The 14857-nt window shown below is 55.7% G+C and carries 14 protein-coding genes and 1 pseudogene; 5 read left to right on the top strand and 10 right to left on the bottom strand.

All coding sequences use genetic code 11. From position 1 onward, the window contains the following. Positions 1 to 93 precede the first annotated feature (93 nt). The 3 genes and pseudogenes from NMC31_RS22365 (at position 94) to symE (ending at position 1811) form a co-directional block, all read left to right on the top strand. Entirely contained in the window at positions 94 to 297 is a 204-nt protein-coding gene (locus NMC31_RS22365) for a YbdD/YjiX family protein (protein ID WP_015966066.1), read from the top strand. 11 nt (positions 298 to 308) lie between these two features. Next, positions 309 to 1265 carry a GTPase gene (gene yjiA, locus NMC31_RS22360; RefSeq protein WP_253899114.1) on the top strand — a complete coding sequence of 319 codons (957 nt, stop codon included), beginning with the start codon at positions 309 to 311 and terminating at the stop codon, positions 1263 to 1265. A 201-nt stretch (positions 1266 to 1466) separates the two neighbouring features. Further along, a pseudogene (gene symE, locus NMC31_RS22355) lies at positions 1467 to 1811 on the top strand (endoribonuclease SymE). Positions 1812 to 1889: 78 nt separating this feature from the next. Here the strand turns inward: symE and NMC31_RS22350 are convergent. Both NMC31_RS22350 and NMC31_RS22345 read right to left on the bottom strand, forming a co-directional pair. After that, a complete protein-coding gene (locus tag NMC31_RS22350; RefSeq protein WP_253899113.1) occupies positions 1890 to 3260 on the bottom strand; it encodes an NAD-dependent succinate-semialdehyde dehydrogenase in 1371 nt (456 codons plus the stop codon). A 188-nt stretch (positions 3261 to 3448) separates the two neighbouring features. Next, positions 3449 to 3916 (bottom strand): Rpn family recombination-promoting nuclease/putative transposase, encoded by a 468-nt coding sequence (locus tag NMC31_RS22345; protein ID WP_253899112.1) that lies wholly within the window; start codon positions 3914 to 3916, stop codon positions 3449 to 3451. A gap of 72 nt (positions 3917 to 3988) precedes the next feature. Between NMC31_RS22345 and NMC31_RS22340 the strand changes: the two genes are divergently transcribed. Then, positions 3989 to 5266 carry a DUF445 domain-containing protein gene (locus NMC31_RS22340; protein ID WP_253899129.1) on the top strand — a complete coding sequence of 426 codons (1278 nt, stop codon included), beginning with the start codon at positions 3989 to 3991 and terminating at the stop codon, positions 5264 to 5266. A gap of 129 nt (positions 5267 to 5395) precedes the next feature. Here NMC31_RS22340 and bglB read toward each other — a convergent pair whose 3' ends face one another. From bglB to NMC31_RS22305, 7 genes are all read right to left on the bottom strand, one after another. Continuing rightward, positions 5396 to 6469 carry a beta-galactosidase BglB gene (bglB, locus tag NMC31_RS22335; protein WP_253899128.1) on the bottom strand — a complete coding sequence of 358 codons (1074 nt, stop codon included), beginning with the start codon at positions 6467 to 6469 and terminating at the stop codon, positions 5396 to 5398. Continuing rightward, the gene (locus NMC31_RS22330) at positions 6469 to 7629 is read right to left on the bottom strand and encodes a hypothetical protein (protein WP_253899111.1); all 1161 of its coding nucleotides are present in this window, start codon (positions 7627 to 7629) and stop codon (positions 6469 to 6471) included. Before NMC31_RS22330 ends, bglB begins: the two co-directional genes overlap by 1 nt. Before the next feature lie 231 nt (positions 7630 to 7860). Further along, a complete protein-coding gene (locus tag NMC31_RS22325) occupies positions 7861 to 9531 on the bottom strand; it encodes a hypothetical protein (RefSeq protein ID WP_253899110.1) in 1671 nt (556 codons plus the stop codon). 74 nt (positions 9532 to 9605) lie between these two features. Then, entirely contained in the window at positions 9606 to 10667 is a 1062-nt protein-coding gene (locus NMC31_RS22320) for a DUF2955 domain-containing protein (protein ID WP_149462946.1), read from the bottom strand. After that, positions 10657 to 11724 carry an HlyD family secretion protein gene (locus NMC31_RS22315; protein WP_253899109.1) on the bottom strand — a complete coding sequence of 356 codons (1068 nt, stop codon included), beginning with the start codon at positions 11722 to 11724 and terminating at the stop codon, positions 10657 to 10659. Before NMC31_RS22315 ends, NMC31_RS22320 begins: the two co-directional genes overlap by 11 nt. A 4-nt stretch (positions 11725 to 11728) precedes the next feature. Further along, complete coding sequence (locus tag NMC31_RS22310) at positions 11729 to 12196, bottom strand: MarR family winged helix-turn-helix transcriptional regulator (RefSeq protein WP_253899108.1); 468 nt, start codon at positions 12194 to 12196, stop codon at positions 11729 to 11731. A 305-nt stretch (positions 12197 to 12501) separates the two neighbouring features. Beyond that, positions 12502 to 12666, bottom strand: a complete 165-nt coding sequence (locus NMC31_RS22305; RefSeq protein ID WP_113858164.1) for a DUF1127 domain-containing protein — start codon at positions 12664 to 12666, stop codon at positions 12502 to 12504. 177 nt (positions 12667 to 12843) lie between these two features. Between NMC31_RS22305 and NMC31_RS22300 the strand changes: the two genes are divergently transcribed. Further along, positions 12844 to 14271 (top strand): aminotransferase-like domain-containing protein, encoded by a 1428-nt coding sequence (locus NMC31_RS22300; RefSeq protein WP_253899107.1) that lies wholly within the window; start codon positions 12844 to 12846, stop codon positions 14269 to 14271. On the opposite strand, the gene NMC31_RS22295 is transcribed toward NMC31_RS22300, so the two are convergent. Beyond that, positions 14253 to 14612: a protein YebF gene (locus tag NMC31_RS22295; RefSeq protein ID WP_253899106.1), complete on the bottom strand. Its 360-nt coding sequence runs from the start codon at positions 14610 to 14612 to the stop codon at positions 14253 to 14255. The two genes, NMC31_RS22300 and NMC31_RS22295, sit on opposite strands and share 19 nt — an antisense overlap. Between the last annotated feature and the right edge of the window lie 245 nt (positions 14613 to 14857).

The following is a 14857-nucleotide window of genomic DNA, read 5'->3' as shown; positions in this document are numbered from 1 at the left end:
TCTCCCTTTGGGAGAGGGCCGGGGTGAGGGAAAACGCACTCCCCGGCCCGTCAGAGATGACTCGCCGGGCTTTATTCATATCTGGATAGCACAATGTTTGGTAACTTAGGTCAGGCGAAAAAATACCTCGGTCAGGCGGCGAAGATGCTGATTGGCATCCCGGACTACGACAACTACGTCGAACACATGAAAGCCACGCATCCGGACAAGCCGTACATGACCTACGAAGAGTTCTTCCGCGAGCGGCAACAGGCGCGCTACGGCGGAGACGGAAAAGGCGGCATGCGCTGCTGTTAGAAGGAGAAAACATGACCCCGATTGCAGTTACCTTACTTACCGGTTTTCTTGGCGCAGGCAAAACCACCCTGCTGCGCCATATCCTCAACGAACAGCACGGCTTCAAAATCGCCGTCATCGAAAACGAGTTCGGCGAAGTTTCTGTTGATACTCAGCTTATTGGCGACCGCGCCACGCAAATCAAAACCCTCACCAACGGCTGCATCTGCTGCTCCCGCGCCAATGAACTGGAAGACGCACTGCTCGACCTGCTCGACAGCCGCGATCGCGGCGAAATTGATTTCGACCGTCTGGTGATTGAGTGCACCGGCATGGCCGATCCCGGCCCGATTATTCAGACCTTTTTCTCTCATGACGTCCTGTGCGAACGCTATCTGCTGGACGGGGTGATTGCGCTGGTTGATGCGGTTCACGCTAACGAGCAGATGAACCAGTTCACCATCGCCCAGTCGCAGGTGGGCTACGCCGACCGCATCCTGCTGACCAAAACCGACGTCGCAGGCGACACCGAGAAACTGCGCGAACGTCTGGCGCGCATCAACGCCCGCGCACCGATTTACACCGTGGTGCATGGCAATATCGACCTGGCGCAGTTGTTCAACACCAGCGGCTTTATGCTGGAAGAGAACGTGCTGGCGGATAAACCGCGCTTCCACTTTATGGCGGATAAGCAGAATGACGTGAGTTCCATTGTGGTGGAACTGGATTACCCGGTTGATATCAGCGATGTCTCGCGGGTAATGGAAAACCTGCTGCTGCAATTCGCCGACAAACTGCTGCGTTACAAAGGGATGCTGTGGATTGACGGCGAGCCAAACCGCCTGCTATTCCAGGGTGTGCAACGCCTCTACAGCGCCGACTGGGACCGACCGTGGGGCGGTGAAACGCCGCGCAGCCAACTGGTGTTTATTGGGATACAGTTGCCGGAAGAGGAGGTAAGGGCGGCGTTTGCGGGGTTGAGGAAGTAGGGTGGGATTCTGTGCGGAGCATCAGTTCCGCGTGTGTATTTCTCCGCTGAATATTTCCAGTTACATCGTTATTATGTCCTGTTATTCGCTGGACTTTATTTTTATTTACTGTTGATATATTCAGGTATTTAGCGCGGTGCGGGTGTGCGCCAACACACCCGCACCGCTCATCACAATCTCTATTTCACGAGAATAGTAATCATGACTGACACGCATTCTATTTCAGAATCATTCGAACCAGAAGTCTCTCCGGCAAATAAGCGTCATGTCACCGTCGGTTATGCGAGCCGCTAGCCGGATCACGCGCATATTCCGGCGCTCACCCTGAAAGGTCAGTGGCTGGAAGCCGCCGGTTTTGCCACCGGCACGCCTGTTGATGTCAAAGTGATGGACGGCTGCATTGTGCTTACCGCCCAACCACCCGCTGTCGAAGAGAGCGAACTGATGCAGTCGCTGCGCAAGGTGTGCAAGCTGTCGGCACGTAAACAAAAGCAGGTGCAGGAATTTATTGGAGTGATTGCGGGTAAAACGCGGAAGGTGATGTAAAAAGCGTCGGATGGTGCACCCGTAGGCCGGATAAGGCGCGCAGCGCCGCCATCCGGCGCTGCGCCATTCATCAATAACTTACTTCTTCACTACCACCAGCTTCTGGTTCACAAACTCTTTAATCCCCAGGTCCGACAGCTCGCGTCCAAACCCGGAGCGCTTCACGCCGCCAAACGGCAGTTCTGCGGCGGTGTCAGTCAGCCAGTTGATATAGACCATCCCGGTTTCAATCCGCGAGGCCATGCGTTTGGCGCGTTCAATATCCTGACTGAACACCGCGCCGCCGAGGCCGTAGTGAGAGTCATTGGCAAGTTTCACCGCCGCGTCATCATCCTTCACCACATAAATCTGCGCCACCGGGCCGAAGAACTCTTCAAAGTACGCGGGGTTTTCGCGAGAAATGTTCGTCAGAATCGTCGGCTCGAAGAAGTTGCCTTTACTCTCCAGCGGCTTGCCGCCAAAGTGCAGTTTCGCGCCGTTTTTTACCGCATTTTCCACCTGTTTGGTCAGCGTCTCCAGCGCATCTTTCGACGACAGCGGGCCAAGCTGGGTTGAGGAATCCATCTGATCGCCGACTTTCACCTTACTGAAGGCATCGGTGAATTCGCTGAGGAATTTATCGGCGATTTTCTCATGCAGAATAAAGCGTTTTGCCGCCGTACAAACCTGTCCGGCGTTGTTCAGCCGCGCCTGTACGCCGATTTTCACCGCTTTGTTGAGGTCCGCGTCATCCAGCACGACAAACACATCGTTACCGCCCAGTTCGAGGGTCGATTTTTTAACGTGCTTCGCAGCCTGCGCGGCGACCACGCTACCCGCTTTTTCAGAACCGGTCAGTGCTGCCCCCTGAACGCGCGGGTCGGCGATGATGTTCGCCACCTGATCGGAAGAAATAAACAGGTTGGTCCATGCGCCGTCCGGCGCGCCCGCTTCACGTACCAGATGCGCAAAGGTCTCGGCACAGTGCGGCACGATGCTCGCGTGTTTCGCCAGCACCGGATTACCGGCAGCCAGGTTCGGGGCCAGGACGCGCATCAACTGGTAATACGGGAAGTTCCACGGTTCGACCGCCATGATTACACCAATCGGATGATGCTCTACCCATGCGTCGCCAAACTCGGTTTTATACGGTACGGGTGCCAGGAATTGCTTCGCATTGTCCGCGTAATAGCGGGCGATCTGCGCACAAAGCTTCACCTCGCCACGGCTCTGTTCAATAAGCTTGCCCATCTCCTGGCTGGCGATTTTCGCCAGTTCCTCGACGCGGCTGTCGATAAGATCGGCCAGCTTATGCAAAACAGGAAGACGCTGGCTAATGTCGCCCTTCGCCCACTCTGAGTGGTAAAGCGCATCGGCTTTTTGCAGCGCGGCCTCAATGTCCTTGTCGCTGTGTGGAGTGTACTCTTTAATCAGTTGGTTATTAGCAGGATTTACTGTCTGATAGGCCATATCTCGCTCCTGGTTTAGTGATGAAAGCAGTCAAAAATGCCATTCAAAGTATTAAGGGTAGTAGAGATATCTGGCTTAGGGAGAGAAACGGAGTGTTCTGAGGAAACGCGGCACGCTTTTAAGAAAAAGGAAGGATGCCGAATGGGGATTGCCCGCATCCGGCACAATAGAAATTAGTGTGCAACGGTCTACAAGTCGTCTGCAGACAAGTCGGTGATGGTCATCACGGCTTCACTATCAAGCCCGTTAGCCAGCATGGATTGGGCAATTCGAAGTGCTTCGGCACGGCGTCCTTCTTGCCGCCCTATCTGCAAACCCTCAACTCTTCCCTCTTCGTGTAACTGCTCAGCAAGCGTCATTAGCTCCTCCTTATGCCTTGGCGAGCATTCCGCCATTTCGCGAAAAAATGCGCTGGCGCGAGCCGCTCCGCCATACTGGACAATATAGTTAAACAGCGTTTTCACCTGAGTGTCGCTAGTGTATCCCAAGGCCAGAAGAGCAACCAGTTTCTCCACCAGCAGAGTGAGATCCCGCTGTCCCTTGCCCGTTGTGAAAGTGTCGGGACTGTAGCGCAGCTCACTAAGCGGTTCATCCGGCAATGTGTCGCGCTGCGGAGGGCCACGCAAACAAAATTTCATCACCTGCAAACACAACATTTTCCCGGAAGGCTTCTCGTAAATTCACAAGCAACTTCAGCAGCTAACATGACGTTCTCGCCGCCAGGTTATATGCTTACCCCTATGGAAAAACAGACTGAACTCAAACGCGCCAAGCTGCTGGCGCTGTCGCTGCTGCTGATTGCCGCAGCCATTTTTATCACAACGCTGATGCTGCCACCTTCGCCGTGGGTCAGTGCGTTAAAGGCTATCTCCGAAGCGGCGATGGTCGGCGCGCTGGCGGACTGGTTCGCGGTGGTAGCGCTGTTTCGTCGCGTGCCGCTGCCGTTTATTTCGCAACATACGGCGATTATCCCGCGCAATAAGGACCGAATCGGCGACAATCTTGGCCAGTTCGTGCAGGAGAAATTCCTCGATACGCCATCGCTGGGTGCGTTGATCCGCCGCCACGAACCGGCGCTGCTCATTGGCAACTGGTTTAGCCAGCCGGAGAACGCCGCACGCGTGGGGCAAAACCTGGTGAAGGTGATGAGCGGTTTTATTGAGCTTACCGATGATTCACGAGTGCAGGGGCTGCTGAAACGCGCGGTGCACAAGGCGATTGATAAGGTCGATCTCACTCAGACCAGCGCGGTGATCCTCGAAAGTATGACCAAAGATAATCGCCATCAGAAGCTGCTCGATGCTCTGGTGGCGCAGTTGATTGCGCTGCTGCGTAAGGAGAGCACGCGCGATGTGATAGCACAGATGATCGTGCACTGGATGGAGCAGGAGCACCCGATCAAAGCGCGGCTTCTGCCGACCGAGTGGCTGGGCGATCAGGGAGCGGATCTGGTTGCCGACGCGGTGGATTCGGTGCTCGACGATATTACTGAGAATCGCCATCATCAGATCCGCCAGGCGTTTGATCGGGTAATTTACCGCTTTATTGAGAACCTGAAAACGTCGCCGGAGATGGAGGCCAAAGCTGAGAACATTAAAAGCTATCTGAAAAACGATGAGGCATTTAACCGCTATCTGGGGCAGATTTGGGCCGATTATCGCCAGTGGATGAAGGACGATATGGCCTCTGACGATTCGCGGGTGAAAACGCGGATCGCCGAAGCCGGGCAGTGGTTTGGTGAAACGTTGACTCACGACGCCGCGCTGCGTGAGTCGCTCAACAACCATCTGGAACAGGCGGCGATGCGCGTGGCGCCGGAGTTTTCCGCCTTCCTTACTCGCCATATTAGCGACACGGTGAAGAGCTGGGATGCACGCGATATGTCGCGACAGATCGAGCTGAATATCGGCAAAGATCTGCAATTTATTCGCATCAATGGAACGTTGGTCGGCGGGACGATCGGGCTGGTATTGTGGCTGTTGTCGCAAATACCTGCGCTGATTTAGGGGGCGGAGAACGCTGCGATGTCGGATGGCGGCAACGCTTTATCCGACCTTCAGATCGCCGCCCCGTAGGCCGGATAAGGCGCAGTCGCATCCGGCAAAAAACCGCACCGTAGCCGCCATCCGGTACCATTACGCCAGCCACTCCCCCTGCTGCAACTCCAGCAACAGCAGCATCATCAGCGCCTGTGCGTAGGGTACCGGGGCCATTTCGATATCACAGTAATATTGTAGATCCGGCCCCACCATCGTCCCTTTCGATGCTTCCAGCACGATCCCACGTTCATCAATGCGATCGCGCAACGCTTCCCATGCTCGTAGCGCCGAACCGGCTACGTCAGCATCCAGAATCCCCATCCGCACGCCGCGTAGCATGCCATAGGCGATCCCCGCCGTGGCGGACGATTCTTGCGGCGAGAGCGGATCGTCCACCAGCGTGTGCCACATGCCATTTTCAGCCTGCATCTGGCACAGGGTTTTCACCTGCCGCGCCACGACCTGCGAGAGATAGCGCTTCACGCTGGCGTCCAGGCTGTCGCCGAGCAGAGCGATGAATTCCGGGATGGCCACGGTGATCCACGCATTACCCCGTGCCCAGAATGCGCCCGAGAAGTGATGCTGACCGACGAACGTCCAGCCGTGATACCACAGGCCGCTGGCGGGTTCGCTGAGATAGCGGGTATGCAGCAAAAATTGATACGACGCTTCGTCAATCAGATCGTTGCGCTTAAGAACCACACCCGCCGAGCCGAGGAACAGACAGGTCATGAACAGTGTGTCATCCCACAGATGCCCGGTATTTGGCTGCTCTTTGACGACATGCTGAAAACCGCCTTCCTCTGTTTTTGGCAGCGTTTGCAGCAGAGAATCCGCCCAGTCATTGACGACCTTCAGTAGATCCTCACGGCCCGTGTGCCCGGCCACCAGCGAGAGCGCGATCATTGGCGCGGTGGTATTGATTTGCACCGCAGGCAGGCCCTTCGCCAGTTGTCCTTCATACCAGGCAAGAATCGACTGCTGCAACCCGGCATCATTCTGCGATAACGCATACTGCCAGAAGCCGTACAGGCCGACGCCCACTTCCCATTCCCACTCTTCGAAGTTGATGGCAAACCCTTCACCGCTGCTCACTTCGCCGATATTTTTCAGGCGACAGAATCCCTGCACGATCTGTTCCAGAGTTTGATGTAATTCAGCGTGGCGCATCATGCGGCTCCTGCGTGTGAGGACGTTAGAGAAAGATTGCTGGTCAGCAGACGCTGCGCGCGAGCGCGAAGCCCGGCGTCGTCCGCCAGTTGCGACAGTGCACGCAGGCTGGGAGAAGCGCCTTCCTGCGGGGCGACGTTTACCGACCACCAGGCCAGACGCTGCGCGGCGATTTCCTGCTGTTCGCGCCCGAGTCGGCCAGAAGCGGTGAAGCGTTCATCGCGGAACATCTGCCCGGCGAGATACTGCGCGGTGTGAAAGCTTAAGGCATTGTTTGCACTGGTAAACCACATGACGTCGTTCCCCAGTTCATCAAACCAGTAGCGATAACCCAATACCGCCGAGCGCACGCGACGCCACAGCGCCGGCGCAAAAATTTCACCGTGATAGTCATGCCAGATCCACAGCAGCGAAATAAGCGCAGAGCTTGAGCCCTCTTCCCGGGCGCTAACACGCTGTAACAGGTGCACCAGCAGCGATTGCGCCTGCTCGCCTGCGTTCCCCTGCCGGAGCATTGCCAGCAATGCGTCGCCTTCGTCTTCGGTCGGTTCGGCGGTAGCGCGTTGATGCAACGGTAGCGCGTCATCCTGTTCATTAAGGCGCGCGTCGAGCGGTGCCTGGCCCTGATAAATCATGCGCAGGACAAACTGCGTTCTACGCTCGCAGAGTTCTTCAAGATGAATAAACAACGCGTTCTTCCCCTGCTGGAGCGGCAGGTTAACCTGGCAAATTTGCAGCCTGTTGCGGGTAAAAGGCGTGAATCGGGCTGCTTCTGCACCGTTAACCCAGATACGCATGCCACCGCACGTCGCCAGTTGAAAAGCGTATTCACCCGATTTTTCAGCATGAAGGTTAACGTAAAGCCAGCGCTGGCTGTGGGTGGCGATCGGTTTAAACACCGAGAAGTGAACCATTCCGCTTTCGTCCGCCTGTACGGTGTGGCTGGCAGGCAACGCGCGGGAAAGTGATACGTCGCGCTGGGCGGTGCTGTCGCAAAATACGCGGCGGCAGAATGAAGTCTGTTCCGGCCCGGCATCCTCCGCCACCACGTATCCTGTTGATGCATCGAGGGTTTCACCCGTATAAAACTCAGCAAACCGCTCATTATGCGGCGCTGAAACTGCAAAACGCATGACTGCGTCACCCGCTGCCAGCCTCATGTTATCTCCTCACTCACTACGCTTGTGTTTGCGTCGTATCATCAGGATTCAGAGGCGTTTGGGCTATGTGAGTGAATACGAGGTTTTATGGATCTGCCCGAAGATTCACAATCCACCGATGAGCAGGGAGAGAAATGAGACTTTCATCACATTTTGCTATTTACCGTAGGGGGTGAAAACGGTGCGGATCGCATTTATTCCGCGATCCGTGGTTTTTCGATGTGATTTAAATCACGCTTTTAGCTGAGTCAGTTGATGATGCAGGCTGTCTGCCAGCGCCCGCACGCGCGATGCGTCAAAGATAACGTGCATGCCCGGCGAGGCATCGGGATGCTTCGCACAAAATGTGTCCATTTCGACGGCGCAGCGATAAAGCTCCTGAATATTCACATGACAAATTTCACGCATACTCCAGTTATTCTCCACCACGGTGGCATAATGCAGAGTAAAAAAAGCTTTCTGCGCATGCATAAACAACTGACAGTAAAGCGCAAACCCTTGCCATTCCTCCTGCCAGCGCCGGGCCAGGGCATGGGGGAATGCTGCGCGCTGCACAAAACTGAGCGCCTCAGCCTGTAGAGTTTGCGCCTCCTGCCAGGCTTCATCTTTTTCTTTGGCAATCAACGATAAATTACGCCCGGCGGTCGCGACATCATGGGGACTGAAGGCGATATCACGCTCAGAGCCCGGCAGCCAGTGGTTACGGTTGAGCTGGCCATAAAGGCTCCAGACGCCCTGACCGTAGCTTTCCGGCACCTGGCTGTGGCGATGGAAAACGTGATCACGCACGTAAATGGCGCGATAGAGTACCTGCCCGGCCTGCTCTAACAGCGTTTGAAATTCAGTGAACGTCTCGTCGTCCGGACGCCAGCCGTAACATTCATCCAGCCAATGCATCATCAGCGAGGTGCGGGTTACTGCTTTTTCAGGATGAGCCAGCAATTGACTACAGGCGACCAGATTGCACTCACTCAACGTGCCCATGATCCAGTGGTTATCCACGCCTTCCCAACTGGCTTTGCACACTGCGCCGCGAATCGCCGGATTCCCCCGGCACCACAGCAGGCGCCCCTGTAATTCGTCGATGCGCGGGAACGGGAAAATCCCCCACCCCACTTCTTCACCGACCAGATCGAGATCGACCCACACGTCGCGGTTTTGCACCGCTTGCAGCGCCGGGTTATTGGGAAAATTAGGCCAGAAACGCTCCGGGGTGATTTTAATCGAGACTGAAACGGCTTCCGGTAATGTGCTGATCGCTTCCAGAACGTTGCTGATATCGTGATTGCCCGCCGGAAACGCACGCAGCACCAGATGCTTGCCTTCGCGCATCACCGCCCGTGCCATCGCGCTAAAACACTGACTGTAAAGCGATAAGCTACGCGGATCGATATGAGGGGAAGGATCGTCGTGCCCGGTTAGCTCCCAGTTAGGCCGCGAGATAGGCAGCAGACCGTCTGTATTCGAGAGCGCCACCTGCAGGCCACTCATCAGCGGAATACGCTGACACAGCAGGGTCATTTTATCCGCCAGGTAGCGGCACCAGAACTCCGCGTCGAAAAGTACGCCGCCGTTTTTGTTCAGCAGTTCAGGATGCGCCGCCAGCAGGTCAACGGGGAAGCTAAACTCTTTCGCCTGCAGGTAAAATTTCAGGCCGTGCTGCTGGCAAAAACCGGCCAGCCGGTTGAGGTAAACACAGCGGGCGCGCTGATGGCTGGAGAGACCATCATTGTACTGATGCGGCGTAAAGCCTTTTGGCGAGACCAGTTTGTCGAACAAATTGGCCTGGCCGACAATCACCGTATTGAAATCGTGATTGATGGCCCACTTCACTAATTCACAGGCTTTATCCCAGTTCCAGAACTCCTGGTTATTGAGTTCCAGCGCGCGCGTTTGCCACATCGTCCTTCTCCATCCATTGCGGGGGGAGCTATTCTACGCACAAACGCGACCACGCGTCTGGGACCGGAAGTGCGCTACTTCACAATAAAACGCGTTGCCTGGAAGCAGTTCAAAATTCGGTGCACGAGAAACACCATTGTTAGCGTTCCCAATAACGAAACGGTAACAGACGTAACACGGTACATGTCACTGAAGACCAGATCCTGGTCCGGCTGAAGGTTTTGACCGAACATGATGCCGATGGTGGTAATGCTGGCGAAACCGACGCCTGCGCCCACTTTTTCCATCACGTGCATTCGCGCGCTAAATGCAAGACCCAGCCCAATCAGCGGCATCATCAGGATCATGTGGCTGCTGTGATCGTACAAAATCAGCTGCACTACCAGAATATACAGACACGACAGCACCACGCCGACCACGCGCCACAGGGAACTGACCACCGAGCCGCGATAGTGCATCGGGAAGAGGATTAAGATCCCCGCCATCAGCGCCGACAATGAATCCTGTAAATCGCTTATCTGAAAGACGATAAACAGCATCGTTGCCACGGTGCCTGACAGCAGCGATTCATGGCGCACGCGCGCGGCGTCTTTTTCAATCAGCGGCGGCAGCTTACGCGGTTCAACATCAGGAATGAGATAGTGGAACAGGGCGCTCAGCGCCACCGCCATGACGCTGGCTTCCATATTGGAGAACAGCAGCGTGTGCCAGTTAGTGGTCGGATAGCTCATAAAATTAAGCATGACGCTCTGGCATACCACGCCCATAGAGCCGAACAGGAACAACGGGCCCTTGCTCATAAAACGGAAACGCATCACATACATGCCGAAAACGACAATGGTCATAATCAACGGCCATTCAATCAGATAGCCGACGATAATCACCATTTCGATGCAGTTCAGCACCGCACTGAGCAAAAACTGCCGTGCGATATGGCCGTTGAAGACCGGAACAAGCGACACCAGCAAAATGGGGAAAACGACAAAGAACACGCCGTACTGGGTATCGAAGAAAGTGGAGATGCTCAGCGCCGTCATGCCGGTGAACACGGTGCGCAGCGTCTGGCGAAAATCATTCGCCGTGTAGACGATATTGCCGTGCGGCGTGAAGACCTGAGCGAGTGTTTTAATAGACATAATGCAACAGGCTCACAAGATGAATTTGCGCCCCGGAGAAAAAGCGGGCGAACGGTCCATCGCTGTTATAGAGCTGAACGGTGGCGCGTGCGCCGGTCGGCAGTGTTTGCGCAAGCGGTTCATCCAGCGCCACGTGAATGCGCATACGCTGGGCATCTCGCACCCAACGCGTGGAAGTATCTGGCTGAGAAAGCTGGCCGTTTACCGCTTCCTGACCGGCTAAGATCCCGGCGTCGCTGCTGGTCACTTTGGCACTAAAGACTTTACCCGGCAACGCATCAAAAACCACGGCAGCGTCGGTGCCGGTTTTGGTGTGACGCAGGCTTTTTTCGCGGAAATCGGCGACGATGTCGGTATGATCGTTCACGACCGCCATTACCGCTGTTCCGGCGCTGGCGTACAGCCCAGGACTTAATTGCAGGTTACTCACTGTGCCATCTTCTTCGGCGCGGATTTTTGTCCAGCCAAGATTAAGCTGCGCCTCTTCCAGCGCATTCTGGTATTTCTGGATGGTGACGTTGCGATGATTATCGCGCTCACCACGCTGAATTTGCAGATTATGGATGGACGCGTTAAGCGCGCTCACCGACTGTTCGCTGGTCTGCCAGGTGGTACGCACCTTATCGAGATCCGACTGCGAAACGTTCTGCATCGTGCTTAAACGCTGGTAACGCTCGTAGGTCACGCGATCGTTGCGGGCGGTGAACTGCGCGGTTTTCAGATTCGCCTGTGCGGCGACGATCTGCGCATCCAGTTGCTGGTTGCTCAGCTTCGCCTGCTCCAGTGCAATCTGCGCGGCTTCCACCTTATTTACAAACGGCGTCGGGTCGAGCTCATACAACAGGTCGCCTTTCTTCACCTGGCTGTTGTTGTGCACATACACCTGCGCAACGTAGCCGGAGACGCGCGACGATATCGGCGTCACCACGCGCATCACCGTGGAGTCCGGCGTGAGCGGGATCCAGATATCAGCGATGATAAAATAGACAAACATAAGCAGGAAAGAGGCAATACTGACCCTTACCCAGCGGGCAAATTTCTGTTCTGGCGTCATCATGGTGTTATTCGGTTTTATTATTTTCTTCGCGGAGCATCCGCAAATTGCAGGCAATATGATTCAGGGTTTCGCTGAACAGAGCGATCTGTTCCGGCGGGATGTTTTCGGACACGCGGGCCTGTAAATCCTCAATAACCCGCGTCAATCGTTGCAGCACAGCCTGACCTTCCGGCGTGAGCGTCAGCAGGCGAATGCGCTTGTCATATGGCGACACCGTACGCAGCAGGTAACCTTGCTTTTCCAGCAGCGTCAGCGTGCGCATCAGCGGCGGCAGTTCAATGCCCTGCACTTCCGCCAGCTCGCTCACTGACACATTATCGCCCAGTTGCTGAAGCTGCATCAGCACCGTCCAGCTCGATTGTGTTAATCCCGTGTCGGTGATCGCCCGATCGATGATGCCCCGCCACTGGCGAACAACCATCGCCATCCGCATCCCCATCGGCCTGCGGGCAAACAATTCATCTTCAGTCATGGCGAACTCCTCAGTGATTACCTTGAGGAAGATAATACTTATCACGGTAAGTATCAAGAAACGGCGGGATGGATAGCATTGAATGTGAAAAATAGGGGGGTAGTGCGGGATGTTCCCCCTCACCCTGACCCTCTCCCTCAAGGGAGAGGGGATGGATTGTGCGTGTCTTACAGAACTGAGCTGGTTTTCTCCCTCTCCCTGACCCTCTCCCTCAGGGAGAGGGGCTGGATTGTGCGTGTCTTACAGAACTGAGCTGGTTTTCTCCCTCTCCCTGCGGGAGAGGGCCGGGGTGAGGGGTGATATCCTCACCGATAATCATCCCTGCTCAGCCCGACATCTTTCAGTTGCGCATCGGTCATCCGGTCAAGGACGCGGCGTGTGCGCTCGCGGTCGTACCATTTTCGCAGCGCCTGCCACAGCCACACCAGCCCGATAAACGGCCTTTTCGAACGGTTTTCGTAAAATTCCATATCGCACCTCCACGCGTTGCCAGAGGCTTTATCTTCGCCAAAAAGCACCTAAGCAATACAGATTCACAAATAACTTTTCTTTAACATACAGATGGTCTAAAAAGAGATCTGCACGGCAGTTTTCATCTTCATCTGTACTGGTCCTGCGATCTGTATGGCGGCTCCGAGGAATACAGCATGACGCGTTATCAACATCTGGCGAATCTTCTGGCGGAACGTATTGAACAGGGGCTGTATCGCGCAGGCGAAAAGCTGCCCTCGGTGCGTACGTTGAGTCAGGAACACGGCGTCAGCATCAGCACCGTTCAGCAGGCGTACCAGACGCTGGAAACGCTGCGGCTTATCACGCCACAGCCGCGCTCGGGCTATTTCGTGGCGTCGCGTAAAGCGCAGCCCCCGGTGCCGGCGATGAGCCGCCCGGTGCAGCGCCCGGTAGAGGTTACCCAGTGGGATCAGGTGCTGGAGATGCTCGATGCGCGTCGCGATAAAGAGGTTATTCTCTTTGGCGGCGGCTCGCCGGATGTCACCCAGCCCAGCCTGAAACCGCTGTGGCGCGAGATGAGCCGCGTGGTGCAGCACCATCCGACGGAAATTCTGAGCTACGATGAGTTGGCCGGGCGACGCGAGCTACGCGAACAGGTGGCTCGCCTGATGCTGGATGGCGGGTCAATCGTGAACGCCGACGATGTGGTCATTACCAGCGGGTGTCACAGCGGGCTGTCGATTGCCCTGCTGGCGGTGTGTAAACCTGGCGATATCGTCGCCGTGGAATCGCCGACCTTTTACGGCACTATGCAGTTGCTACGCGGCTTTGGCATTAAAGCGATTGAAATCCCGACCGATCCCGAAAGTGGTATCAGCATCGAAGCGCTGGAACTGGCGCTGGAACAGTGGCCGATCAAGGGCGTGATTCTGGTACCCAACTGCAATAACCCGCTTGGATTTATCATGCCGGAGGCGCGTAAACGCGCGGTGCTGGCGCTGGCGCAGCGCCACGATATTGTGATTTTTGAAGATGATATTTACGGTGAACTGGCAATGGAGTACCCGCGCCCGCGCACCATTCATTCGTTCGATATTGATGGCCGCGTGGTGCTATGCAGCTCATTTACCAAAACCGTGGCGCCGGGTTTGCGGGTTGGCTGGATTGTGCCGGGCCGCTATCGTGACCGAGTGATGCACATGAAATACGCATCAAGCGGCACCACCCCACCCGCCACACAGCTTGCGGTAGCCACCTTTGTGCGCGAGGGGCACTATCACCGCCACGTCCGGCGCATGCGGCAGATTTATCAGAACAATATGGAAACCTACACCTGCTGGCTGCGTCAGTATTTTCCCTGTGGCATATGCGTTACCCGCCCGCTCGGCGGCTATATGCTGTGGGTGGAGCTACCGGAAGTGGTGGATATGGTGTGCGTCGCCAAACAGCTGTGCCGCCTGAAGATTCAGGTGGCGCCGGGTTCGCTGTTTTCCGCATCGGGGAAATACCGCAACTGTCTGCGCATCAACTGCGCACTGCCCACCACCGAGAAGCATCGGCAGGTGATGGAACAACTCGGTGAAGCCGTGCATCGGGCGATGGATCAGGATGCGAACGCGTAATCAATCTCCTGAAGCTCACAATCGATAATCCCGACGCGCGCAAGCGTGGCGTCGGGCCCCACGGCGGTGAACGGCACGTGGTAAGCGTCGTCTTCAATCGTCACTTTGCCAAAGCTTAAGTTGGGCGTCAGCGTGCCCAGCATTTTCTTTTCAATCTGCCAGTAGGGAAAACGGCTCTTCAGATAATCTTCCTGCACCAGATTTTTTGCCTGCCGGGTCAGGCTACGACGGCACTCCGTCGCCGATTCGCTCTCCTGAATGGGAAGCAGGAGGAATAAAACGCCCACCGCGAGGGCCAGCAGAATCGGAACCCGGAGAGTATTACGCAGTGCTTTTCTCATCAGCTTGTTCCTGAAACGCAGCAGATAACCATCCAATCATGCTGGTTATGATAGGGCGCTTTTTCTCAAGTTCATCGCGGCTTATGTATTGTTGAGTAAGGTTACCCTTCAGGGCTCAGCAAGATGATGCAGCGGCTACGAATGGCATCGGAGAGATACAACACATTGACCTTCATGATGGATAGTGACAGGATGAAGCCATGAACCGTACCGTCATCTCCACCTCACGTCACACTCGTTGGTGG

Origin of the sequence: Pseudocitrobacter vendiensis (genome assembly GCF_943590815.1) — a bacterium.
GTDB lineage: Bacteria > Pseudomonadota > Gammaproteobacteria > Enterobacterales > Enterobacteriaceae > Pseudocitrobacter > Pseudocitrobacter vendiensis.
Note: the sequence above shows the minus strand (reverse complement) of the source record. Positions and strands in the feature narration are given on the sequence as shown.